The organism is Staphylococcus sp. acrmy, from assembly GCF_022690565.1.
Taxonomy (GTDB): Bacteria; Bacillota; Bacilli; order Staphylococcales; family Staphylococcaceae; genus Staphylococcus; species Staphylococcus caledonicus.
On sequence record NZ_JALCVE010000003.1, the window covers coordinates 31845 to 55344 of the forward strand.

The 23500-nt window shown below is 31.9% G+C and carries 26 protein-coding genes and 1 other RNA gene; 4 read left to right on the forward strand and 23 right to left on the reverse strand.

Annotation, left to right across the window (positions count from 1 at the left end):
- Window positions 1-8: 8 nt before the first annotated feature.
- The 12 genes from FH144_RS03620 to FH144_RS03675 form a co-directional block, all read right to left on the reverse strand.
- On the reverse strand, window positions 9-1481 hold the full coding sequence (locus FH144_RS03620; protein ID WP_242313748.1) for a S41 family peptidase: 1473 nt from the start codon (window positions 1479-1481) through the stop codon (window positions 9-11).
- A 161-nt stretch (window positions 1482-1642) separates the two neighbouring features.
- Window positions 1643-1864 carry a YozE family protein gene (locus FH144_RS03625; protein WP_242313750.1) on the reverse strand — a complete coding sequence of 74 codons (222 nt, stop codon included), beginning with the start codon at window positions 1862-1864 and terminating at the stop codon, window positions 1643-1645.
- Window positions 1864-2364, reverse strand: a complete 501-nt coding sequence (locus tag FH144_RS03630) for a PTS sugar transporter subunit IIA (protein WP_107507920.1) — start codon at window positions 2362-2364, stop codon at window positions 1864-1866. The genes FH144_RS03625 and FH144_RS03630 overlap by 1 nt, the downstream gene beginning before the upstream one ends.
- Window positions 2365-2376: 12 nt before the next feature.
- Window positions 2377-2805 carry a peptide-methionine (R)-S-oxide reductase MsrB gene (msrB, locus tag FH144_RS03635; protein ID WP_107507919.1) on the reverse strand — a complete coding sequence of 143 codons (429 nt, stop codon included), beginning with the start codon at window positions 2803-2805 and terminating at the stop codon, window positions 2377-2379.
- Window positions 2798-3325, reverse strand: coding sequence for a peptide-methionine (S)-S-oxide reductase MsrA (gene msrA / locus FH144_RS03640; RefSeq protein ID WP_242313752.1), 528 nt, complete (start codon window positions 3323-3325; stop codon window positions 2798-2800). Before msrA ends, msrB begins: the two co-directional genes overlap by 8 nt.
- 109 nt (window positions 3326-3434) lie before the next feature.
- The gene (locus tag FH144_RS03645; protein ID WP_198611417.1) at window positions 3435-4280 is read right to left on the reverse strand and encodes a DegV family protein; all 846 of its coding nucleotides are present in this window, start codon (window positions 4278-4280) and stop codon (window positions 3435-3437) included.
- 30 nt (window positions 4281-4310) lie between these two features.
- Window positions 4311-4787 carry a dihydrofolate reductase gene (locus tag FH144_RS03650; RefSeq protein ID WP_198611418.1) on the reverse strand — a complete coding sequence of 159 codons (477 nt, stop codon included), beginning with the start codon at window positions 4785-4787 and terminating at the stop codon, window positions 4311-4313.
- A gap of 53 nt (window positions 4788-4840) precedes the next feature.
- Window positions 4841-5797, reverse strand: coding sequence for a thymidylate synthase (locus tag FH144_RS03655; protein WP_064137603.1), 957 nt, complete (start codon window positions 5795-5797; stop codon window positions 4841-4843).
- A gap of 238 nt (window positions 5798-6035) precedes the next feature.
- A complete protein-coding gene (brxA, locus tag FH144_RS03660) occupies window positions 6036-6470 on the reverse strand; it encodes a bacilliredoxin BrxA (protein WP_242313754.1) in 435 nt (144 codons plus the stop codon).
- A 27-nt stretch (window positions 6471-6497) separates the two neighbouring features.
- Window positions 6498-7625: a conserved virulence factor C family protein gene (locus tag FH144_RS03665; protein ID WP_242313755.1), complete on the reverse strand. Its 1128-nt coding sequence runs from the start codon at window positions 7623-7625 to the stop codon at window positions 6498-6500.
- A gap of 26 nt (window positions 7626-7651) precedes the next feature.
- Window positions 7652-7903: a NifU N-terminal domain-containing protein gene (locus FH144_RS03670; RefSeq protein ID WP_198611422.1), complete on the reverse strand. Its 252-nt coding sequence runs from the start codon at window positions 7901-7903 to the stop codon at window positions 7652-7654.
- Between the two features lie 13 nt (window positions 7904-7916).
- Window positions 7917-8111: a zinc-finger domain-containing protein gene (locus FH144_RS03675; protein ID WP_103165854.1), complete on the reverse strand. Its 195-nt coding sequence runs from the start codon at window positions 8109-8111 to the stop codon at window positions 7917-7919.
- 449 nt (window positions 8112-8560) lie between these two features.
- Here FH144_RS03675 and FH144_RS03680 point away from each other — a divergent pair, with 449 nt between their 5' ends.
- Together FH144_RS03680 and FH144_RS03685 are read left to right on the forward strand one after the other, a co-directional pair.
- Complete coding sequence (locus tag FH144_RS03680) at window positions 8561-9265, forward strand: queuosine precursor transporter (RefSeq protein WP_242313756.1); 705 nt, start codon at window positions 8561-8563, stop codon at window positions 9263-9265.
- Between the two features lie 111 nt (window positions 9266-9376).
- On the forward strand, window positions 9377-9772 hold the full coding sequence (locus FH144_RS03685; protein ID WP_107507910.1) for a ribonuclease HI family protein: 396 nt from the start codon (window positions 9377-9379) through the stop codon (window positions 9770-9772).
- Window positions 9773-9877: 105 nt separating this feature from the next.
- On the opposite strand, the gene FH144_RS03690 is transcribed toward FH144_RS03685, so the two are convergent.
- The 8 genes from FH144_RS03690 to FH144_RS03725 all read right to left on the reverse strand — a co-directional run bounded on the left by FH144_RS03690 (window position 9878) and on the right by FH144_RS03725 (window position 18386).
- On the reverse strand, window positions 9878-10756 hold the full coding sequence (locus tag FH144_RS03690) for a 5'-3' exonuclease (RefSeq protein WP_107507909.1): 879 nt from the start codon (window positions 10754-10756) through the stop codon (window positions 9878-9880).
- A 16-nt stretch (window positions 10757-10772) separates the two neighbouring features.
- On the reverse strand, window positions 10773-14216 hold the full coding sequence (locus FH144_RS03695) for a dynamin family protein (RefSeq protein WP_242313759.1): 3444 nt from the start codon (window positions 14214-14216) through the stop codon (window positions 10773-10775).
- Window positions 14217-14519: 303 nt separating this feature from the next.
- Window positions 14520-15158 (reverse strand): SDR family oxidoreductase, encoded by a 639-nt coding sequence (locus tag FH144_RS03700; protein WP_242313761.1) that lies wholly within the window; start codon window positions 15156-15158, stop codon window positions 14520-14522.
- A 206-nt stretch (window positions 15159-15364) separates the two neighbouring features.
- Window positions 15365-16495 carry a THUMP domain-containing class I SAM-dependent RNA methyltransferase gene (locus FH144_RS03705; protein WP_198611428.1) on the reverse strand — a complete coding sequence of 377 codons (1131 nt, stop codon included), beginning with the start codon at window positions 16493-16495 and terminating at the stop codon, window positions 15365-15367.
- A gap of 120 nt (window positions 16496-16615) precedes the next feature.
- Window positions 16616-16999, reverse strand: an RNA gene (gene rnpB / locus FH144_RS03710) — RNase P RNA component class B.
- A gap of 128 nt (window positions 17000-17127) precedes the next feature.
- On the reverse strand, window positions 17128-17463 hold the full coding sequence (gpsB, locus tag FH144_RS03715; RefSeq protein ID WP_107508464.1) for a cell division regulator GpsB: 336 nt from the start codon (window positions 17461-17463) through the stop codon (window positions 17128-17130).
- A 10-nt stretch (window positions 17464-17473) separates the two neighbouring features.
- Window positions 17474-18037: an SLOG family protein gene (locus FH144_RS03720; RefSeq protein WP_107508465.1), complete on the reverse strand. Its 564-nt coding sequence runs from the start codon at window positions 18035-18037 to the stop codon at window positions 17474-17476.
- 10 nt (window positions 18038-18047) lie between these two features.
- The gene (locus FH144_RS03725) at window positions 18048-18386 is read right to left on the reverse strand and encodes a DUF1798 family protein (protein WP_242313763.1); all 339 of its coding nucleotides are present in this window, start codon (window positions 18384-18386) and stop codon (window positions 18048-18050) included.
- A gap of 322 nt (window positions 18387-18708) precedes the next feature.
- Here FH144_RS03725 and recU point away from each other — a divergent pair, with 322 nt between their 5' ends.
- Window positions 18709-19335: a Holliday junction resolvase RecU gene (gene recU, locus FH144_RS03730; RefSeq protein ID WP_242314117.1), complete on the forward strand. Its 627-nt coding sequence runs from the start codon at window positions 18709-18711 to the stop codon at window positions 19333-19335.
- Window positions 19332-21641: a transglycosylase domain-containing protein gene (locus FH144_RS03735; RefSeq protein ID WP_242313765.1), complete on the forward strand. Its 2310-nt coding sequence runs from the start codon at window positions 19332-19334 to the stop codon at window positions 21639-21641. The genes recU and FH144_RS03735 overlap by 4 nt, the downstream gene beginning before the upstream one ends.
- 151 nt (window positions 21642-21792) lie before the next feature.
- On the opposite strand, the gene FH144_RS03740 is transcribed toward FH144_RS03735, so the two are convergent.
- From FH144_RS03740 to FH144_RS03750, 3 genes are read right to left on the reverse strand one after another with little or no spacing between them, the layout of a single operon-like run.
- A complete protein-coding gene (locus tag FH144_RS03740) occupies window positions 21793-22122 on the reverse strand; it encodes a YpoC family protein (protein ID WP_107508468.1) in 330 nt (109 codons plus the stop codon).
- A gap of 19 nt (window positions 22123-22141) precedes the next feature.
- Entirely contained in the window at window positions 22142-22786 is a 645-nt protein-coding gene (gene nth, locus FH144_RS03745) for an endonuclease III (RefSeq protein WP_107508469.1), read from the reverse strand.
- Window positions 22776-23462, reverse strand: a complete 687-nt coding sequence (locus FH144_RS03750) for a DnaD domain-containing protein (protein WP_198611433.1) — start codon at window positions 23460-23462, stop codon at window positions 22776-22778. Before FH144_RS03750 ends, nth begins: the two co-directional genes overlap by 11 nt.
- Between the last annotated feature and the right edge of the window lie 38 nt (window positions 23463-23500).

Sequence of the window (23500 nt, forward strand, 5' to 3'; positions counted from 1 at the left end):
TCTTTACTTTATTTAAGTTTATCTATTAATTTATCTAATACTGTATCTTCTTTGTTAGATTTTTCAACTAATAACTGTGTGAATTTCTCATTAGTTTTGGTATCAAATTTACCATTTGTTGTTAAATTGTGCTCGTTTTGGAATTGCTTAATAGCTTGTTCTAAATCTGTATCAAATTGATTAGACTCGTCGTTAGTGTGATATCCTAGCGCGTCTAAACCTATTTTTATTGATTTAATATTTTTATTACTGTCACCGACTGAATATGTTTTATCAGTTGGAATGACACTTATAGATTGATATTTAGGAGAGCTAATTTTAACATCTGGTTGGATTCCTTTGCCATGGATATAATGACCATCAGGAGTTAACCATTTCATTTGCGTATATTTTAATAATGAGCCGTCTTTAAATTCACGTGTAGTTTGTACTATACCTTTACCAAATGTTTTAGAGCCATATACTTTCGCTTTATTGTAATCTTTCATGGCTCCAGTAAAGACTTCAGAAGCACTTGCAGAACCTTCATTAACTAATATACTCACTTTCATATCTTTTGCTTCTTTTAATGAGTTGTTTGACGTCGTAATAGGTTCTGTATCATCACCTTTTTTAAGCTTAACGACTGTTTGATCTTTATCAATAAAGATATTAGCCATTTTGACAGCTTCATCTAATAGTCCACCCGGATTATTTCTTAAATCTAATACGATATCACGGACACCATCTTTGTGGGATTTGATAATAGAGGATTTTAATTCTCCGGCAGTGTTTTCTTGAAATTTATTAATTGTAAAGACGCCAACGTTATTTTTCTTTTTGTATTCAACACTTTTAACGTGAATTTTATCACGTTTAATATCGATATCTTTTTCTTGAGAACCACGCTTAATAGTAAGTGTCACTGTTGTACCTTCTTTACCTCTTACCATTTTAACGATTTGGTCTAATGGTTTATCTTTAGTAGATTTACCATTCACTTTAGTGACTACATCTTTTGGTTTAATACCAGCTTTTTCGGCAGGAGAATCTTTCATTGGACTTGTAATCATAATTTGTTTATCTTTCTTTTGCATTTCTGCGCCTATTCCTACGAAGTCACCAGACACATCTTCATTGAAACTTTTAGTTTTATCTTTCGTCATATATTCTGAATATGGATCATCTAATTCTTTAACCATACCGTTAATAGCTGCTTCTGTTAATTTATCAGAATTTTGCTTTTTATAATAATCATTGTTTAAAGTTTTATAAGCATATTCTATTTTTTTCATTTCTTTAGCTTCACTTTTAGTTAATCCACTAATTTTGTGACTAATTCCAATAGTAGCTGCGACTGTTATGCCAGCTGTGATAAGAATAGTAACTAATAATAATAATATGAATTGCCAAACTTTTAAGCGTACTTTTTTATTTGATGATGTCGTTTCTTCTGATTTAGATCTATTATTATCATTATATTCTTCAGATTTGTTACTCATAAAACCACTTCCTCTTGTAACCTCTATGTATTTATATTGAATGATGTCGAAAAGATATTACTAGTATGTCTTTATTTTAAATTAAACGCAACTTAAAAGGGATGATTTTATAGACGCAATATAAAAGCTGAGACGTTAAGGGTCTCAGCTTTTGTCTTAACTTAGAATTTTAACCATTCTTGATATTCAGCGTACAAATCATCAAAGATAGACATTGGTAATGTGATATCACTTTGCATTTCAATATAATCGGATAATTTGTTGAAGTCACTCTCATGCTTAGGAAACGATAAATCATTAAAGATTTCTTCTGCTAGTTCCCCTTTACTATCTTTGCGACTTCTTGCTGTTAAAGCAAATTGATAAAATGAATGATCTTTCATTAGCTCATTGTCACATCAACGATTTTAGTTTCACCTTTGATAACTGCTTGTGCATCATTGATATAAATAGATTCAGTTTGATCAGAATTTGTAATAATAATTGGTGAAATAACATCTTTAGCATTATTTCTAATAAATTCTAAATCAAATTTAAGAAGCGGGTCACCGACTTGAACCGTATCTCCACTATTTACTAAAATTTCAAAGCCTTCTCCATCTAATTGGACAGTGTCTAAACCAATGTGTACTAAAAGTTCTAAACCATTATCTGCCTTTAATCCAATTGCGTGTTTAGTTGGAAAGACATTATCAACTTTACCTTCTATAGGTGATACAACTTCACCTTCAGTAGGATTAATTCCAAAGCCTTCGCCCATCATTTTTTGTGCAAAAACAGGGTCGGGAATTTCTTCGATATTTACATACTCACCTGTAATTGGTGCATAAATTTCAATGTTTTTATCTACTTCTTTACCTTTTCCAAATAATTTTTTAAACATTAACTGTCACTCCTATTTTTCAAAGTATGGTATTAAATCACCGTATCCAAGTTCTTCTAGTTTTTCGTATGGAATAAATTGGATAGCTGCCGAATTGATGCAGTAGCGTAATCCGCCTTGATCCTTAGGGCCATCATTAAACACGTGGCCTAAGTGGCTGTTGGCACCTTCTGATCTGACTTCAGTTCTAACCATTCCAAATGTTTTATCCACAAGTTCAATTATTTCATCATCATCAATAGATTTTGAAAAACTTGGCCATCCGCAATCTGATTCGAATTTTTCTTCAGATGTAAAAAGTGGTTTACCTGAAATTTTATCGACATAAATGCCTTTATCAAAATGATTCCAGTATTCATTTTGAAATGGTGGTTCTGTACCATTTTCTTGCGTTACTAAATATTCCATTTCATTTAATTCATTTTTATTTTTTTTAATCATTTTGAGACCCCCAATGTGATTCGATAAATGCTTTGCGGCCTGACCCACGTTGGTATTGTTCGTAATGCATTGGATTTTTCTTATAATAGTCTTGATGATAATCTTCAGCTGGGTAAAAGTTTTTATAAGGAAGAATAGGTGTCACAACAGGTTTCTTGAACACACCTTCTTCGTTAAGTTGTTGTATCTTTAGCTCAGCAGCCTTTTTTTGATGTTCATCATGATAAAAAATGGCTGGTTCATAGCTCTCGCCTCTATCAAAGAATTGTCCACTATTGTCAGTTGGATCAAATGTTTTAAAATAGACGTCTAAAATATTTTCGAAGGACGTGATTTCTGAATTATAAGTGATTTGAACTGCCTCTCTGTGACTAGTTTGATTTGTACAAACTTGCTCATAAGTAGGATTTTCAACGTGTCCGCCACTATAACCAGACACTACACTTTCAATGCCAGGATAAGATGTGAAAGGTTTTACTAAACACCAAAAGCATCCTCCTGCGAATGTTGCGTATGCCATATAATTACCTCCTCTATCATTACTTAAATTTACGATAATATTAGCTTAATTTAAAGTAATTTACTCAGCTATGTCTCGTAACTCCCAAGTAAGTATAGATAAAAGTGTATTATTTCGCTTCTCTAACTACAACTAGACCAATAGCGCCTTGGCCAGTATGAGTAGTCACAACGGGTGTAGTTACATTAACATCATACTCATGTTTACCGAAAGCATCGTCAAATTGAGTTTTAAGCTTTTCGACAAATTCAATTACATTCGCATGGGCTACACCAATTGATTTGATTTTATGTTTGTCTATAAATTCTGAAATTTCTTTTTTCAAATATTGAATACTTGAGTTTTGTGTACGTGAATTATGAACAATTTCAAGATAGCCATCTTCAAGTGTACCAATAGGTTTGATTTTCATAATATTACCAATAAAACCTTTAGTCTTACTAATTCGTCCACCTTTAATTAGTTGATTTAATTGGCCAATCACTACAAACAGTTTAATATTTTTTTGTAATTCTTGAATTTTAGTGACAATTTCATTTGTTGAGAGATTAGTGTTTACTAATTCTACTAATCGTTGAATTTGATAACCTAAACCAAATGAGATGGATTTAGAATCGATGACTGTGACGTTGGCATCGACCATATCACTCGCTTGAAGCGCAGTTTGGTAAGTGCCACTAAGACCAGAAGCCATGTGAATACTAATAATTTCGACATCTTCTTGGCCTAATTGTTCATATAGTTCAATGAACTTGCCGATGGGCGGTTGACTTGTTTTAACATCTGCATCTTCTTCTATTCTTTGAATATAATCTTTAGATGAAATATCAATTTGGTCTACATATGATTGTCCGTCGATAGTTAAACTCAAAGGGACAACATGTATATTGTGTTGTGTTAAATAGTCTTGTGATAAATCTGATGTAGAATCAGTCACAATTATTTGTTTAGTCATAACTGCCTCCGCTTAATAATTTATTTTTATTTATTTTCTTACAAGATGTAAAAAGGTGTGTGGAATTTTATTTTTTTCATCTAATTGACCTTCTTCTGATGAAGCAATTTCCCACTCTTCAAATGTATAAGGTGGGAAGAATGTGTCACCTTGATGTTTACCTTCAACAACAGTGATATACATATCATCCACCTTATCCATCATTTCTTCAAAGAGTGTTTGTCCCCCAAATATAAAAATATGACCTTCTAACTCATAAATTTCATCAATTGAATGAATGACATCCACACCTTCTACGTTAAAAGAAGTATCGTGAGTTAAAACGACATTTCTTCTGTTAGGTAGTGGTTTACCAATTGATTCAAAAGTTCTTCTTCCCATCACTAAAGTATTACCGGTAGAAAGTTTTTTTACATGTTTTAAATCGTTTGGTAAGTGCCAAGGTAATGCGTTATTGTAACCAATCACTCGTTGTTGGTCATGTGCTACTAGAATTGATAAAGTCATGATCTTACCTCCAGGTTTTATATTTGAGTATATTTATATAATTAGTAAATTTATCATACTGCTATTGGAGCTTTAATTGATGGATGAGATTCATAATTTACTATTTCTAAATCTTCATAATTAATATCAAAAATAGATGCATCCGAATTAATCTTTAAAGTCGGTGGAGTAAAACCATCTCTAGATAGCTGTGTTTGAATAGCGTCAATATGATTTGAGTAAATATGAGCGTCGCCAAATGTGTGAATAAACTCTCCAACTTCAAGATTGCATTCTTTAGCGATAAGATGAGTTAGAAGTGCATAACTAGCAATATTGAATGGAACGCCTAGAAAAATATCAGCACTACGTTGATAGAGTTGGCAACTTAACTTACCCTCTTGAACATAAAATTGAAACATTGTGTGGCAAGGAGGTAAAGCCATAGTATCAATTTCGGTAGGGTTCCATGCCGATACAATATGTCGACGAGAATTAGGGTTTTCTTTGATTTGTTGAATCACCGTTTTAAGTTGATCAAAGTGATTACCTTCTTTATCTACCCAATCACGCCATTGCTTACCATAAACATTTCCTAAATCACCATATTTTTTCGCAAATTCATCATCATTAAGAATTTGTTGTTTAAACTTTTTCATTTCTTCTTTATAAAGCTCATTAAATGCTTCATCTTGGAGTGCTCTATGTCCAAAATTACTCATATCTGGACCTTTATAATCACTTGATTGAATATACTTTTCAAAAGCCCATTCATTCCAAATATTATTATTGTATTTAAGTAAGTACTGAATATTCGTATCACCTTTTATAAACCACAATAATTCAGTAGCGATTAGTTTAAACGATACTTTTTTAGTAGTTAACAAAGGAAAGCCTTTAGACAAATCGAATCTTAACTGATGACCGAATTTTGATATCGTACCTGTATGTGTTCTATCATCACGTTGTCTGCCAAGCTCTAAAATCTCTTCGCATAAACTATGATACGCTGAATCAAATGGATTTAGCATATTTTCATCTCCTAGAATTATTTATATTAATGTTTATTATACTAGAAAACTGATACTTATAAAATTAAATGTAGGTCAATTTCTCAATTTTAAATATGATAAAAAAACGTCTAACTATAATTTATCGATTAATTTAATAAATTATAATTAGACGTTAAGTGAGATTGGGTCACCGTATATTGGATTCCTAGAGCTCATTTTATTAATGTCTCAGTCTCATTTTAAATAAAGTTACGATTTAGCAATTTTCATCAAAAGCGTCTTTAATATCCATACAAATATCTTGGATGTCACGTCCTTCAATATGTTCACGAGGGATAAAATGTTTTAATTCTGTCCCTTTAAATAATGCATATGAAGGGCTTGAAGGTACTTGTTGAATATATTCGCGCATTGTTTGCGTTGCTTCTTTATCTTGACCAGCAAATACTGTGATTTTATTTGTCGGTTTTTTCTCATTTTGTTCAGCAACTGCCACAGCGGATGGACGTGCTAAGCCAGCTGCACAACCACATGTTGAGTTGATAACTACGAAAGTCGTATCATTATCATTTACGTTATTCATGTAATTAGATACATCTTCACTTGTTTCTAAGCTTTCAAAGCCATTGTCAGTTAGTTCTGAACGCATTTGTTGTGCTAATTCATGCATATATTGTTCATATGGATTCATAATTATTACTCTCCTATTTTGGTTAGCTTAATTGTTTTCACTAGTTTTATTTCGATTGGCTATTTGTTTCCATACAGATCCTAAAGCTTCATCCCCATTTTCAATGCGAGAGATAGCCATTTCTATCTGTAATTTCACTTCGTACGCAGGGTCATCTACGTGTGATTTTAAGGCGTTTAATTGGGCTTTGCCACCTTCATCAAAAATAAACATTGCAGCTCTCCAACGAACGATTTTTTGTGGATCATCAAGTGCCTTTTCCATTTCTGGTAATGCTTCCTTGAATCCTAAATCACTAAGACAATCTCCTGCAGTACGTCTTACGGCCGGACTTTTATCGTTTAAGCCTTCGTACAAGTATGGAAGTACGTCTTTAGTTTCAATCATTCCTAATAGGACAACTGCTTGACGTCTAAGTGGTGCCTTATCTTCTTTTAAAGCTTGTTGTAATAGCGGCGTATCATCCATAGTAGGCGTCGGAAAATCTTTCAACATACGTAAACGTGTTTTCCAATTAGTTGTTTCATTATACTCTTCTAAAGTGACGTGTTTATATTGTTGTTTAGGCACGATAATATCTTGAGATAAAGCTATATTGACTAATTCTTCAATTCTATGAGTAGGATACAAGGCAATTACTTCTTCATATACATCGTTCATAACTTGGTCAAGGTCACCATAACGCACGCCTAAATCTTGCCACTTACGTAAAAATACAATGTTGTCGCCTTCTTTTTGTGCTTTTAACATACTATCAACATACTCATCAGGTAGTTGCTTACGTTGCTCTTCAGTTGAAGAAGTCAGTTTGATTTGATAAGGAATATCTTTGAAAGTTAAAACTTCTGCTTTAATTTCTCCAAAATGATCATCTGGTTGATAAGATTCTAAAGAAGTTTCTTCCTTATTCAACGTAGATGTAATATCAGGTAATACATCTTCCCATTTAGCTTTAGGTTGTTTATCGATAGCTAAGAAGTCCATAACATAAAAAATAGATTTTACACCGTCAAGTGCTAGTAAGTCATTGATGAAATTGGGATGTTCTGTACTAGTTTCAGTGTAAGTATTAGATTTATTATCTTCTCTTTTTTCTGATAATACTATTTTCATAGTATTTGGACTTGGCGTTGGCTCGACACGTAAAATTTCCATATGCTTCCCCTTTCTAGATTGAAATATTATTCGAAAGTGGATTGGATTTTAGGTAGTAAGTCATCCCAATCTGCGTCATCATCTTTATCTACTGAGATAAAATCCATAACATAAAAAACTGACTTTACACCTTCGATTTCAAATAATCGGTTAATAAAATCAGGTTGTCCCTCTTTAGCAGAAGTAAATGTGTTAGATTTATTATCTTCTCTTTTTTCATTTAAATTAATCTTCATTGTATTATGATTAGGTGTTTCTTCGATTGATACGATTTGCATATTCAATTACCTCCTATTGAAGTTCATTTCCTAATTGTTTAATCTGTTTGCCAATTGAACATTCAGAAATACAAAAGTGATGTGCTTGTGTCTTACCTTCAGTTTTTCTAATGTGTGTTTTAAGTAAACAGTTATTGCAATAAGTATTCATTAAATCATCAATTTTATCAATTGCTTTTTGTTCGGAATGTGTAAGTATAACAGTCACTCCTTGTACACAATTTCGTTTATTATAAGCATGAAATTATTATAACTTACTTTGTATTTATTTTGAAATAATAGGAAACGGGAAAGTAATCTAGGGAGTAGGACAGAAATCTAGGGAGCGGCGACAGAAATCTAGGGAGCGGGACTGAAATCTAATGTAATTTCTAAGATTTCGTAGTCCCGCCCCGGCAAGGTTGACTAGAAATGAAGGCAGTGAGGCTCGAACGCATTTTCATCTCAGACAACTACTGCCTAATCACATAGATTAGGAGATGATAATTTTTTGCTCATCGTTCGGTTCTGCTCAAATCCTAAACACTTTTGTCTCTACCTCTCTTAGTTTTTCAATTATTATGAGACCTATTGCAACAAGATAACTTTTAATATAAAATGAATAAGTTGTTTTGCGGTTTCTAAACACCCGCACTATCAAAATTTAGGAGGACAATCATGTATAATGAAATCTTTGGAGTAGCTACATTTTTAGTTACTTTTATTTTAATGGTTATAATGTTTCGTTGTTTTGGGAAGCATGGTTTACTTGCTTGGGTAGCGATCGGTATGGTTATTGCGAATATCCAAGTAATAAAGACTGTAGATATTTTTGGTATTTCAGCTACATTAGGTAATGTAATGTTTGCTTCGATTTATTTAGCAACAGATATTTTAAATGACATCTATGGACGTAAGGTGGCTAAACGTGCAGTTTGGTTAGGATTTTCATCTACATTAGTAATGATTATCGTAATGCAAATGTCACTGCATTTTATACCAGCCCCTGAAGACATGGCGCAAAAGTCACTTTCAACTATTTTTGATCTTGTCCCTAGAATAGCACTTGGTTCTATCGTTGCTTACATTATTGGTCAACACGTGGATGTATTTATATTTTCAGCAATTAAGAAGATATTTAACTCAGATAAAACATTTATTATTAGAGCTTATGGTAGTACTATCTTAAGTTCTATTATAGATACTGCGTTATTTGTCACTATTGCATTTGTTGGTACGTTACCGGCAACAGTAGTTTTCCAAATCTTTATCACGACATATTTCCTTAAATTGTTATCAACTATATTTAATGTTCCATTTGGATATATTGCTAAATCAATGTATCGTAAAGGACATATTCATAAATTAGATGAAGGATATTAATTAGTAGTGAGGTTGTGACATCATTTACCGATGTTCGCATGCACAAAGTATTAATGTCTCAGTCTCACTTTATTATTAGAATAAATCTACTTTTCGAAAAGGTGTTATAATATGGCGAAAATTTATTTTGATGCAGCATCGAGTGGTAATCCTGGCATAAGCACTTGTGGGATAGTTATTAAGGAAGATGATATGAAACATACTTTTACTCATGAGCTAGGTATATTAGACAATCATAGCGCGGAATGGGCTGCCCTTATCCATGCGCTAGAACATGCTCGTGAATTAAACGTGACTAACGCTTTATTGTATACAGATTCTAAGTTAATTGAAGATAGCGTGAATCAAGGTTATGTGAAAAATATTCGCTTTAAGCCCTACTTTGAAAATATGGAAATTTTAGAACATAGTTTTGAATTATTGTTTGTAAAATGGGTCCCACGTGATCAAAATAAAGAAGCAAACCAATTAGCACAACAATTCTTATATAAAATAACTAAGAAATAACTTTAAACCATATACTAAATGCTCTCATCAACGTTAAACGTTTGAATGAGAGCATTTTTATGTGCATTAAATAGCTTTTATTAGAACAATTTATTCAATAATAGCTTAAAGGTTCGATGAAATATATTTACCTGAAATATATAATTCGTGTTCATTACAAATTGAAAGAATATGATTAAGTGAATGTGCATACGTCATTTCGTTATACAATTCTTCAGTATCAATTGGAACCTCTGTATAGATTTCAGCAAGTCGCTTAGAGAGTATTAAATTCTCTTTATCATTATTAATCTTTTTTTGTTGTGCCGGTGTAAGCTGGTCAAGATGTTCAAGAACATTGTCCACACTTCCGTAAGTTTGAATTAACTTAAGCGCTGTCTTTTCCCCTATTCCTTTTACACCAGGATAACCATCAGCTGAATCCCCCATAAATGCTTTAATATCGATAAGTTGAAGCGGATTTAATTCATATTCTTCAATAAATCTAGAAAGTGTATAACGGTTATAAATAGTAAATCCTTTTTTGATTAACCAAACTTCTACATTATCATTGATACATTGTAATATATCTTTATCCCCCGTGATAATATGAACTTCATTATCAGTTGAGTAAGCTTTCGCTAAAGTGCCTATCACATCATCAGCTTCATAATTAGTAACGCCAACGTTCACGAAACCAAATTGTTCTGATATTTCTTTTACATAATTAAACTGAGGAATGAGCTCATCAGGTGGTGCAGCTCGGTTTTGTTTATACATGTCATACATTTCATTTCTGAAAGTATCTTGACCCATATCCCAACATACCGCTACATGGCTTGGATTAATTTCTTTAATTGCTGTGAAAATATGACGTACGAACCCTTGAATTCCATTGGTAGGTATTCCTTCTGAATTGTACATAAATTGGTTGTGTAAGCTAGTGGCGTAAAAATGTCTGAATAGTAACGCCATGCCATCAACTAGTAGGACACGTTGTGTCATTTAATGTGCCTTCTTTCTACTTTATTAAAGCATTTAAATCTTTATTAACATCTTGTAGTTGTTGAATTAAAGAATCATCCATATCAAATGAAAGTAAATCATTGATCTGTTCTTGAATATCTTGTTCGATATCAATAAATTGTTCCTCAGCTTCTGCAGTTAATTTTGCTACAAAGTCTATTAAAGCTTGTCTGAGTTCGCCTAGTTGATTTTGTAACAACTCAAGTGTATTTTGACTAATCATTTCTTGTATTTCACGTTGTGAATTAGGATTTAGAATCTTTCTTTTAGTAAGTTGTTTTGGTAATGCTGCCATTAAAGCATTTAAATCAATTCGTAAGTATGCTGTATCACCGAAACTAGGTTTAATTTCGAAATCTGAATGTACGAGTACATGTAATTGATTTAATTTTTTAATAGTAGGTACAACTTGTTCATTTAACTGTTGGTTAAAGTATTTTTTAATTCTTTCGATTAATAAACTTTGTTCTAAATATAATCGTTGATGAATCTGATCTAAGAATGCTTTAGAAGAAATTTTCTTTTCAGCATTAAAGTCATTATTTTGAGTCATTTGACTGTTATATATACTTTTAACGTCATCTAATAATTGAAGTTTTAAACGTTTATTTAAATGATAGATTTGATCTTCAACTTCATTTGTCGTGTGCTGTTCACTAGTAAACAGTAATTGGTTAGATAAACGTTGCTTATTCTTATAAGCGTTTAATTTATTTTGGCGTTCAGTAATTTGCTCTTTATTATGATGGAATTCATTAATCATTTGATCGAATGATTGACTCATTTGTTCGAGTTGACTAATCATTTGTTGTTCTAAAATTGTTTTAGAGTCTATCTCCACAAACTGTTGGATACTTGCACGTAATTCATTGATACCGTCGTCACCGTCTTGTAACGCACGTCTGCTAGAAACACCAAATATATCTGAATTTAAATTTGCTTGATTTAACGCATCTTTAACATAGTATTTAACAGCATTTAAATCATTTTCATTCTCTGCTAAATCTACAGCATTGATAACCATTTTGAAAGCTTGATTTTCGTTCAGTTGATTCATATCTTTCATATGTTCGATAAACGCTTTATCGTTATCTGTAAATGAATGATTGAAATAACTCACATATAAAATTAAATCAGAAGAGGTTAGAATTTGTTCTGTTTCGTTTGTATGGCGTTGGTTATTTGAATGTAATCCTAATGAATCGACGATGATTTTGCCTTTTAACCATTCTATTGGTAAGTGAAGATGTACTGTTTTAACAAACGTAGCGTATTCATCTTTAGCACTCCATTTCTTAACTTCTTCTTGAGAAATAGTGTGGGTAACCCCTTGTTCTAACATTTCGTTATACATTGAGTAATGTTTTTTTACTGCATTAATAAAAGCTAGCTGATTTTTTTCTAATTTTTGTTTTAGTGCTTCAACATCACTGTTGATAAATGTTTCTAAAGAATCGTAAGAAATATTATGATATTCAATCATTTGATTTAATTCATTAAGTAATTGTTCTTTAGTTTTTAGTGTGATTTTACTATTGTCTCCATAAGATAATTCTGTAGTAGCAGCCGTTGTAGGATTAGGAGAACTTACTAAATATTGACCACCTAATAATGCGTTAATTAAACTACTTTTCCCAGCACTAAATGTTCCGAATACACCTATTTTAATCACTTTATTATCAAGGCGTTGTAACGTTTCTTCTATATCGCTTTTTGTTCTTTCGAAAAGTGGAACAGGTTTAACTAACTCTAACGCTGCTCGAATATCTACTTCTTGTTTTGAACTTGCACTTTGAGTATTAGCGGATGTATCATCTGCGTAATTATTATTTAGAGCATTTTCGCTTAAATCATAATTTGCTTCAGTTCTACCGATTAATTTATCTAGTGAATCTTCCATATGAATGTAATAATGTTGATAATTTTGAGTGGTTAATGATTCTCTTAAATTCTTAATTTCGATAAAACGTTCATACACTTGCAAATCTTCATTTTCAGTTGTAGACAGTTCATTTGCTTGTGTATTATTTATCGCTTTTTCGAATAATGGGTTAGATTGTTTTTCAACATAGTTACTAATCGCTTTTAATACGTCATCGCTAAAAGTTAAGACATAAGTATTGCTTATATTAGTTTGCGGTTGATATATATTTGAAATTAAGTCACTACTGATTTCATAGTGTTGATTTAAAATTTCATTATTAACCTTCGTGTTATTAATAAAACGTGTCAGGAATGACATATCTTCTCTTAAAGGTTGACGTACTTGTTGATTGACTTTATCTTGTAATTTCTCGGTTACTATTTTTAGACGATTTTGTTGTTCTTCTTCTTTTTTCTTTTTCTTGTTAAATAACCCGCCTACTTTAAATTCAGACGACATACTTTCTAAATATGAACGAATATCCTCTCGCATATCATGCGTCATAATATAAGCATTTTCTAAGATGTCTTTACGTTTTTGTTTTAAAAAGCTAAATAATTGATCAGGATTATTTAATAATTGAGCTTCTTCACTAATTGCTTGATTCTGATTAAATTGCGCATAGGCCTGTTCAAATTCATCTTCATTTATATTTAATTGATCTAGTATATCTTGGAGTTCGTTTTGAATATATCCTAATTGAGCTTCAGTAATAAATTTTACAGTACGGTTAACATAGTCTTCTATAGACTCACGATGGTGATCTTTTTCCACTAAATAGTCCGATAATTGTTGGAGTTCATTTTCAGGATGGTCAAATTTAGAGACATAAAAAATTCTTGTTAAATCAATACCCCAGTCATTAATGGATTGATTGACACTTTCTTTAAAAGTTTGGAAAGTAATTTCATCTTCATTATGTTTATCAATTTGATTAATAACAAAAATGACTGGAATACCAATATCATTCATACGTTTCATAAATTGGAAATTCAGCGCAGATTGTACATGGTTGTAATCTACCGTATAAAACAAAATGTTACTCGTATACATGAATTGTTCAGTTGTTGTTTGATGCGTAGCAACATTAGAGTCAATACCTGGCGTATCTTGTAACGTAAAACCATTATGAAATTTAGCAGATGGGAATTTAATTTCGACAGATTCAACATCCACGTTTAAACGATTCATCTGCTTCACTTCGTCATAGGTTTTTAATTTTGTATATTGTTGATTTTCTAAATTAGCAATAATCCCTTTATCATCTGATACAGAGACTATGGCTGTATTACTCGTGGTAGGTACCGGAGAACTAGGTAGTATATCTTGTTCGAGTAATAAATTTATAAGTGTTGATTTACCAGCTGAAAAGTGACCAACAAGTGAAACGGTATATTGATTTAAATATACTTTTTTAATCACTTGATTGATTGTATGTATTAAAGCAGTGTTATTGGATTTTTCTACTTCTTTTTTTAATTTATATAAAATATCTAATTGTTCATGATTTGCCATACTTCTATCCCCTTTATCCAATCATTCTAAATATAATGAAAATTAACCAGTGCATATCTTCATGATTGCAATTTTTCAGGCTAATTAATTATGCAATAATTGACTAAAATAAAAAACTTCACCTCGAGTCTGCTTTTCACTTTAGTCATTATTATTGTAAAAGAATTAAAACACTATCTAATTTTAATTGAAAGATTATTAATTCTTATATAGTTAGAATGGTAAAATCAAAGCCTTCACCCTTGTTTGATTTCATTGATTAAATTTTATCATATTGGGGGGATGAAACAAATATATAGATTACTAGTTAAACCAAGCCGGTTTGTCACCATCAGTATTAGGTTTATTGACACCGATATTTTGTTTTGAATATAGTTCAGGATTTTTAGCAATTCGAACAGCCAAGCTGGCAACACTACGTCTTGAAACTTCTGTCCCTTTAAATTCTGAGTTTTTATCTGTTACTTCGTAATCAGTTTCGTTTTTGAAAGTTAACCAAGCTGGACGAATGATAGTGTGATCTATGTTAGAATCTTCGATAATATCACTCGCTTTACGATATTTAACTAACTTATCGCCAAATTGTTCTTTATTAAATTCGTTAAACTTCGGTGGTAATTCATCATAAATACCTGGAGCAGCAATAAATATTAAGCGTTGGACATTTTTGCTATTCATAGCGTCTATAATTGCTTTAGCTTCGATATCCAATGAACCTGATAAGCTAGCAAAAACAATATCCACGTTATCTAATGCTTGTTCTAAATCTTCAACATTTTTAGCATCACCTTCATAAACAGTTATTCTATTTGAAGCATAGTCTGGTAGACGATGTGCATTTCTTAGAAATAAATCAACATTAAAATTAGAATCTTCTAGAAATATTTTAGTAGCCTCCATTGAGACTTTTCCGTTAGCACCAATAATTAAAATAGTTTGCATATTTTTCTCTCCCAACTAAGATGTGATATTGAGTTATGTTATATATAATGAAACACTCTTAATACTACTTTACATCAGTAATATTAAGAGTGCTAATAAATTGTTTAAATTAATTAAATATTATCTAATTAGTTAAGAAAAATTTACAAATTTAATAAAAAATATACTCAATATTTATTGTTATTAATCATGTGGTATTATATTTATTATTTGTTGAATCTTTCGCCCCAATATTGATAATAAGTACATTCAATATAACCATTAAATAGTTTACGTCGTTTAGTGGCTTTTTTATTAACTAAATACTCAAATTCTTTGTTACTTGTCAGAATATAAGTTGAAAGATAAGGATGATCTTTCATTAATTTACCAATATAACGATACATTTCTTCAACTTCTTCTCTATCACCAATACGTTCACCATATGGCGGGTTGCCTACAAGCGCCATAGGTTCTTCGCTATCAATAGTAAGTGTATTAACATCTTTAACACTAAATTGAATAATATCACCTAGACCGACTTCTTCAGCGTTACGTTTGGCAATGTCTATCATTTCAGGGTCAATATCTGAAGCATATACTTGTACGGGCTTATCATAATCAGCCTGTTTGTCAGCTTCGTCACGCATTTCATCATAAATATTTGGAGGCATAACATTCCATTCTTCTGATACAAAGTCTCGATTGAATCCTGGAGCGATATTTTGAGCAATAAGACATGCTTCAATCGCGATTGTCCCAGAACCACAGAAAGGATCGATAAATGGCGTATCACCTTTCCAGTTTGCTAAGCGAACTAGACTAGCAGCTAGTGTTTCTTTAATAGGTGCCTCACCTTGCGCTAAACGATAACCTCGTCTGTTTAAGCCAGAACCTGAAGTATCAATAGTTAATAGAACATTATCTTTTAATATAGAGACTTCTACAGGATATTTTGCGCCACTTTCATTTAACCAACCTTTTTCGTTATAAGCATGTTTTAAACGTTCAACAATCGCTTTTTTAGTAATCGCTTGGCAGTCAGGCACGCTATAAAGCGTAGATTTAACACTACGTCCTTGAACAGGAAACTGCCCTTCTTTATCTATAATGTTTTCCCAAGGCAATGCTTTTGTTTGTTCGAAAAGCTCATCAAATGTTTTTGCCTCAAAACGACCTACAACAATTTTAATTCGGTCAGCTGTACGCAACCATAGATTACACTTTACAATTGCTTTAGCATCACCTTCAAAAAAAATACGACCATTTTCAACTTGTGTTTCATAACCAAGTTCTTGTACTTCTTTAGCGACAATCGCTTCTAAACCCATCGGACATACCGCAAGTAATTGAAACATCCACTTATCTCCTTTATTTATATGATTAATTTTTATGTTAACAGAATTTGATTTAGTTATGTATATTTACAAAAAATAAAAGCTCTCCCGTTAAATGGAGAGCTAAACTAGTCATGATATTTCTGTAAGCCATGTTCTGTACCATTGTACTCATAACGTACACTAGTTGTACTGGTACTCAGGTGGTAACCATCTGTCTACAAATCTTTATTAAATGAATAAAGACGTCTCGTTTATACGTTGAATTCCGCTAAACAAGTGCTCCTACCTAATTTGGATTGCTCACTCGAGGGGTTTACCGCGTTCCACCCTTTATATTTCTATAAAGGCTACGTCACTGTGGCACTTTCAAACTATTCTAACCATATCCTAAGACGTAGGTTATTTCGTTGCCGTCAAATTAATGCCTTGATTTATTGTTTCATCAAGCACGAACACTACAGTCATCTCAGACTGTGTGAGCATGGACTTTCCTCTATATTTCTATAGCGATTACCCAAAATATCACTTTTGCGATTATAACACAGTTTTAAATACTATAACAGATAATTTCTAGGCAATATATTTAATAAGGTGAATTAACTACCATTTTAAATATAGCCTTGTTATGAATCAACGAACCCAATCTAATATTATTTACCAAAAACAGCTTTTTCAAGATTAGAAATTCTTTTTAAAATATCTACATTGTTCGATGAACTCGTATTATTTGAAGAGAAAGATTTGTTATCAGAAGGTCTTGATGTTGCAACTCTTAATCTTAACTCTTCAACTTCTTTTTTTAATTTGTTATTTTCTTCAGATAATTTTACAACTTCATTATTCATATCAGCCATTTTTTGATAATCAGTAATAATATCATCTAAAAAAGCATCCACTTCTTCACGACGATAGCCACGGGCCATTGTTTTCTCGAAATCTTTTTCATAGATATCTTTTGCTGAAAGTTTTAAAGAAACATCTGCCATTTTTTCCACCTCATTCGAAACTTTGATATTGTTCCCACTGTAAGTCATTTATAAATTCAGTGAGTTCATCAAACGCCACAATATCACAAGTATAGTTTGTTTTTTTCATAAAATCAACTAACATCCTTTTGAAGAATTTAGGGCTTCCTTCTTGTTCTTCGTCATAAATTAGTAATGACATATCAGAATGGTCTAACATAAATTGATCAGTTTGTTTAAATTGGTGCGGTCCTTCATATTCAGTATGATGTACACTTTCTAAAAAATCAGCTTCTTGAGCTATTTTATTATATTTAGCTTGGTTTTGTTCGTTCCATTTTGAAGTATGCCCATAAAATGGAGTAATTATGCCTAATTTTAAATCGGGATAAGATTCACGAAGTTCAATGACTACTTCAGCGGTCCAAAGCTCAATACCTATTTGACCTTGAATTAGCACCCATTCTAACCCTTCATCTAAATACTGTTCTAATTTATGTTTGATAAAAGCTTTTAGATAAGTTACTTCTGGTATATCTTCTTTGAAAATATTCAATTCAAAAGATTTGTACCCAGTTACATACACCGTTTTCAAATTAAGAACCTCACTCTTCCTTACTACTTTGAAGTATATAATTTAAATCATAATTAACAGCTTTTAATTTTTCAGTAAATAGCTTTCTACTTGTTCTTTGAAAATGACAATCCACCGATAATTCTTTAATGGAGTTGATTAATAAATCAAATTTTTTACTATTCATATAAGGTAAATTAATAATCTCATCCTTATATTCAGTTAAATCTTGTAATTTTTTATCAATATGTTGGGCGTAGGGATACACTGTTTCATAAAAATCAAAGTCTTGATTTGTAACTTTTACTTCATTATAGCGTCTTTCTATGGTGTAAAGTTCAAGTAACATCTCATTAATAAGTTCATACATAAAGACGCCTCCTACTTCACTATAATTTATCATAATTAAAAGGAAGCGTCATGTAGTTGTACTATCTTAAATTAAAGGAAATATTGTTTTAACGGGTAAAGCACGTTAAAATAAAGAAAGTTAATAATGAAAATAATCGTCTAGGACTTTTTAAATTATTTTTGTTATTGTCTAATAATGGTTTGGTTGCCCTACTTACAGTAATAAAGGTTTACAGTGTAGGACTAGGAATAAGTAAGTAGAAAGGAATACTTAATTATTTAATGATATAATGGTTGAGTTTCGTTCTACTATAGTTAACCAAACTAGTGTGGTGAATACAGTGAATTATCCTAATGGGAAACCTTTCAAGGGAAATACGACTAAGGCCGGAAGAAATTCTTCTTCTAACTCTAGTAAGATAGAGTATGGTAGTCGAGGTATGTCTCTTGAAAAAGATATTGAACTATCAAACGATTTTTACTTAAAACATGGCAAAGCGGTGATTCATAAAAAACCTACGCCAGTACAAATTGTTAATGTTCATTATCCCAAACGAAGTAAGGCTGTTATAAATGAAGCCTATTTTCGTACACCTTCAACGACTGACTACAATGGCGTTTATCAAGGCCATTATATTGATTTTGAAGCAAAAGAAACGAAGAACAAAACTTCTTTTCCTTTGAATAATATTCATGATCATCAGGTTGAACATATGAAAAACGCTTATTTTCAAAAAGGTATTGTGTTTCTATTAATAAGATTCAAAACGCTTGATGAAATATATTTATTACCCTTTTCAAGATTTCAAAAATTTTGGGATAGATATAAAAATGAAATAAAAAAATCAATAACAGTTGAAGAAATAAGAAAAAATAGTTACTATATTCCTTATCAATATCAACCAAGATTAGATTACCTCAAAGTTGTTGATAAGTTGATATTAGATGAAAGTGAGGACCGCGTATGACGGAGAATAAAGGATCTTCTCAGCCGAAAAACGGTAAAAATGGGAAATCCAAAGCAAAAAAGAATAAGAGTGTTAAAAGAACGATTATTAAAATAATAGGCTTTTTATTAATTGCTTTTATCGTATTAGCTCTACTAGGTATTTTGTTATTTGCGTATTATGCTTGGAAAGCTCCAGCATTTACTGAATCTAAATTACAAGACCCTAAACCGGCGGAAATTTATGACAAAAACGGTGATTTGGTTAAAAAATTAGATAACGGCGCAAGAAGAGAACATGTTGATTTGAAAGAAGTACCTAAAGACATGAGAAATGCTGTATTAGCAACTGAGGATAATCGTTTCTATGACCACGGTGCATTAGACTATAAACGTTTGTTCGGCGCAGTTGGTAAGAACTTGACAGGTGGTTTTGGTTCACAGGGTGCTTCAACTTTAACTCAACAAGTAGTTAAACGTGCTTTCCTTAGTGAAGAAAAATCAATCGGTCGTAAAGCTCAAGAAGCATACCTATCTTATCGTTTAGAGCAAGAGTACAGTAAGGATGAAATCTTCCAAATGTACTTAAATAAAATTTATTACTCTGACGGTGTGTATGGTGTTAAAGCTGCAGCTAAATATTACTTCGACAAAGATTTAAAAGATTTAAATTTAGCTGAAAAAGCATACTTAGCTGGACTACCACAAGTTCCAAACCTTTATAATATTTACGATAATCCTAAACAAGCTGAAAGTCGTAAAGATACAGTATTATACTTAATGCACTATCACCACAGAATTACTGATAAAGAATGGAAAGATGCTAAAAAAATCTCATTAGAAGATAATTTAGTAAAACGTAGTACTAAAGAACGTCAAATTGGTACAAATAATGAAGATTCTGAATACGACTCATATGTTAACTTTGTTAAATCTGAGTTAATGAATAATAAACACTTTAAAAACAAAAATTTAAGTGATTTATTACAAAGTGGTATTAAAATCTACACTAACATGGACAAAGACGTTCAAAAAACATTACAAGATCGTATTAATAATGGTAACTACTACAAAAATGATGACCAACGAGTTGGATCAACAATTCTTGATAGTAAAACTAGTGGCCTTGTAGCAATTTCAGGTGGCCGTAACTTTAAAGATGTTGTTGATAATAATGCTGCAACAGACGCACATCTAACAGGTTCATCATTAAAACCATTCTTAGCATATGGTCCAGCCATTGAAAATATGCAATGGGCTACAAACCATTCTATTCAAGACGAATCAAGTTATTCTATTGCTGGCGGTACGTTCCAAAACTATGATACTAAAGGTCATGGTGACGTTACAGCGTATGATGCTTTAAGACAAAGTTTCAATATTCCAGCATTAAAAACTTGGCAAAGCGTTAACTCTAACGCTGGTAAAGATGCAGTTAAAGACTTTGCATCAAATGTTGGCCTAGATTATCAAAGTGATCTTGGTCCTGCAGATGTATTAGGTGGTGGCGCATCTGAGTTCTCACCTACTCAATTAGCTTCAGCTTTCGCTTCAATTGCGAATGGTGGTACTTATAATAATGCCCACTCTATTCAAAAAGTCGTAACTGCTGATGATGACACTATCGAATTTGACCATACGAGTCATAAAGCTATGAAAGACTACACGTCTTACATGTTAGCTGAAATGTTAACTGGTACATTTAAAGCTTATGGTTCTGCATACGGTCATGGCGTATCTGGTGTTACAATGGGTGCTAAAACTGGTACTAGTACTTATGGTACTGAAGTTAACCAACAATATAACTTACCAGATAACGCAGCTAAAGATGTTTGGATTAACGGTTTCACTCCTAAATATACTATGTCAATATGGATGGGATTCAGTGAAATTAAAGAAGGCGGAACAAACTCATTCTTAGGACATTCAGAACAAGAATATCCACAATATTTATATGAGGATGTAATGTCTGATATCACTTCAAGTAGTGATGGTGACTTCAAAAAACCAGATTCAGTTAATGGTTCTGATGCAGATGACTTATCTGTAAGTGGTCACCCTGATGATAATACAACTAACCGCAAAGTGTATGGTAGTAATGGATCTAGCGATAGCGGAGATTCTAGCAGTTCAAGCTCATCAAGCAGCTCAAGCAGTTCAAGTAGTTCAAGCAATTCAGGTAACTCAAACAGTTCATCTAACGGCTCTACTTCAACTACAAATAACAACTCTACTAACTCTACTACACAAAGCAGTAACAGTGTAGGCGGTACATTATCTAACATTTTCCATTTGAATAGTATATTTGATGTAAAAAAATCATCATAATATAGCATAACTATAGGAGCTTAAGCATTGCGCTTAGACTCCTTTTTTGATGAAAATAATTATATAAACGAAAAAGCTTTTTACAATAATTTCACGACATGGTTAAACCTATTGGTCTTAAAACATGTTGTTATTGTAAAAAGCTTTCTTTTTAATTGCGACGTTTTTTTCTAATTTGGTATGAAGCATTCATTTTAATTAGTTCATTTTTCAATGTTTTCATCTGACTGTATCCCATAAAGTGATATTTTCTAGCTAACATGTAGTTGTATCGTTCTTCAAAATTCATAGGAACGACCGGGTATTCGTCCAAATCTTCAAAATTAATATATTCAATTTCATTAATTTGTTTAAAGAATTGAATAATAAGTTCAAAGTATTTATCAATTATAGGTTTAGCTTCAGGACTTTTTAAAGCTCTTTGACTAGAAAATACATCAAGCTGTGCTTCAATATCTTCAAATTCTTGTTTATTAATCATCTTATCAAGCTTCCTTTAGTTATGCTTTCATACGCTTTTGCCCTTCTCTACAATCTTCAAGTAAAGGGCAAATATCACATTTAGGCTTACGAGCAATACAGTGATAACGACCGAAAAAGATAAGCTGATGGTGGCTTTTACTCCAACGTTCACGCGGAATAATATCACATAAACGATCTTCAACTTGAGTGACATTATCTTTCCAACGATTAATACCTAACCTTTTGGATACACGTTCAACATGGGTATCTACTGCTAATGATGGTTCATCAAACGCCACGCTCATCACTACATTTGCTGTTTTACGCCCAACTCCTGCAAGACTTTCAAGTTCTTTATGCGTTTGAGGTATATGCCCATCAAATTTATCCAAAAGAGAGCGACAAAGTTTTTGTATATTTTTAGATTTATTACGATATAAACCTATAGAGCGTATATCTTCTTGCAATTCTTCAATATCTACATTTAGATAATCTTCAGGCGTTTTATATTTCTTGAAAAGTGAGCGAGTAACCTTATTCACCAAGTTATCGGTACATTGAGCAGAGAGTAGCACAGCAATTGTTAATTCAAAAGCATTATCATGTTTTAATTCACATTGCGCATCAGGAAACATATCGGCAATTACATCAATCATTTCGAGTGCCTTTTTCTTACTTATCATCTAAGTTCTCTCCATTTAACCAGTCAAATTTAGGGACGTGTGTAACTGTATGTTTCATTTTGGGTTGATTGAATTTTTCCCTTATTTTTTTGGATTCTTCAGTTGTCGTTACATTGTTTTTCTTCCAGTTTAATAATATACGGTCCACGTATTTAAAGCTAAGTTTATCATGACTATAAGCTTCATCTAATGCTGCACGTATTAAAGAAAAATCGTGTTGGTCGACATCTATCCATTGATTCAAAGTTTCAATTTCATATGGTGATAAAGGTCTAGCAAATAATTGTTCAATATACTGGAATAAGTCTTTGAAATTTTGTTGAGAAGTTGATTGCTTATTATCTGTTTCTTCTTGAATTAATATTTTATTTAATTTGTCATAAAAGCTATCTAAATTCATGTATTCTGTAAATTTGCCTTCTTCATCCTTTTTTACTTGAAGTTGTAATAAATCTCGTTGTATTAAATGTTGGATGACAGAAGTTACTTCACGGGGTTCCATGTTAGAACCTCTTTTTAAAAATTCAATAGACGGTTGTTTATTTGAAGTTTCAGAGGCATATATTAGTTTAATTAAGATGACTAAATCTTTCTCGGACAGTCCTAATTCATCGTAATGGTCAAATAATTCTCGTCTAACCACTACCGGACGAGTTTTAAGTTGCAATTTATCCAAGATATTACCCCCTTTTTTAATAAATATCTACTAACAAT

Excerpts from the sequence above, each read along its gene's own strand:
- FH144_RS03680 (WP_242313756.1), top strand. The coding sequence starts at position 8,561 with ATGTATAATGAAATCTTTGGAGTAGCTACATTTTTAGTTACTTTTATT.
- brxA (WP_242313754.1), bottom strand. The coding sequence starts at position 6,470 with ATGAATCCATATGAACAATATATGCATGAATTAGCACAACAAATGCGT.
- FH144_RS03620 (WP_242313748.1), bottom strand. The coding sequence starts at position 1,481 with ATGAGTAACAAATCTGAAGAATATAATGATAATAATAGATCTAAATCA.
- FH144_RS03700 (WP_242313761.1), bottom strand. The coding sequence starts at position 15,158 with ATGCAAACTATTTTAATTATTGGTGCTAACGGAAAAGTCTCAATGGAG.
- nth (WP_107508469.1), bottom strand. The coding sequence starts at position 22,786 with ATGATAAGTAAGAAAAAGGCACTCGAAATGATTGATGTAATTGCCGAT.
- FH144_RS03695 (WP_242313759.1), bottom strand. The coding sequence starts at position 14,216 with ATGGCAAATCATGAACAATTAGATATTTTATATAAATTAAAAAAAGAA.
- FH144_RS03690 (WP_107507909.1), bottom strand. The coding sequence starts at position 10,756 with ATGACACAACGTGTCCTACTAGTTGATGGCATGGCGTTACTATTCAGA.
- msrA (WP_242313752.1), bottom strand. The coding sequence starts at position 3,325 with ATGGCATACGCAACATTCGCAGGAGGATGCTTTTGGTGTTTAGTAAAA.
- FH144_RS03645 (WP_198611417.1), bottom strand. The coding sequence starts at position 4,280 with ATGACTAAACAAATAATTGTGACTGATTCTACATCAGATTTATCACAA.
- FH144_RS03650 (WP_198611418.1), bottom strand. The coding sequence starts at position 4,787 with ATGACTTTATCAATTCTAGTAGCACATGACCAACAACGAGTGATTGGT.
- FH144_RS03625 (WP_242313750.1), bottom strand. The coding sequence starts at position 1,864 with ATGAAAGATCATTCATTTTATCAATTTGCTTTAACAGCAAGAAGTCGC.
- FH144_RS03670 (WP_198611422.1), bottom strand. The coding sequence starts at position 7,903 with ATGCAAATCGTATCAATCGAAGAAACACCTAATCATAATACAATGAAG.
- FH144_RS03735 (WP_242313765.1), top strand. The coding sequence starts at position 19,332 with ATGACGGAGAATAAAGGATCTTCTCAGCCGAAAAACGGTAAAAATGGG.
- FH144_RS03685 (WP_107507910.1), top strand. The coding sequence starts at position 9,377 with ATGGCGAAAATTTATTTTGATGCAGCATCGAGTGGTAATCCTGGCATA.
- FH144_RS03655 (WP_064137603.1), bottom strand. The coding sequence starts at position 5,797 with ATGCTAAATCCATTTGATTCAGCGTATCATAGTTTATGCGAAGAGATT.
- gpsB (WP_107508464.1), bottom strand. The coding sequence starts at position 17,463 with ATGGCAGATGTTTCTTTAAAACTTTCAGCAAAAGATATCTATGAAAAA.
- FH144_RS03705 (WP_198611428.1), bottom strand. The coding sequence starts at position 16,495 with ATGTTTCAATTACTTGCGGTATGTCCGATGGGTTTAGAAGCGATTGTC.
- FH144_RS03665 (WP_242313755.1), bottom strand. The coding sequence starts at position 7,625 with ATGGAAATTTTACGTGTCGAGCCAACGCCAAGTCCAAATACTATGAAA.
- FH144_RS03725 (WP_242313763.1), bottom strand. The coding sequence starts at position 18,386 with ATGTATGAACTTATTAATGAGATGTTACTTGAACTTTACACCATAGAA.
- FH144_RS03630 (WP_107507920.1), bottom strand. The coding sequence starts at position 2,364 with ATGTTTAAAAAATTATTTGGAAAAGGTAAAGAAGTAGATAAAAACATT.
- FH144_RS03740 (WP_107508468.1), bottom strand. The coding sequence starts at position 22,122 with ATGATTAATAAACAAGAATTTGAAGATATTGAAGCACAGCTTGATGTA.
- msrB (WP_107507919.1), bottom strand. The coding sequence starts at position 2,805 with ATGATTAAAAAAAATAAAAATGAATTAAATGAAATGGAATATTTAGTA.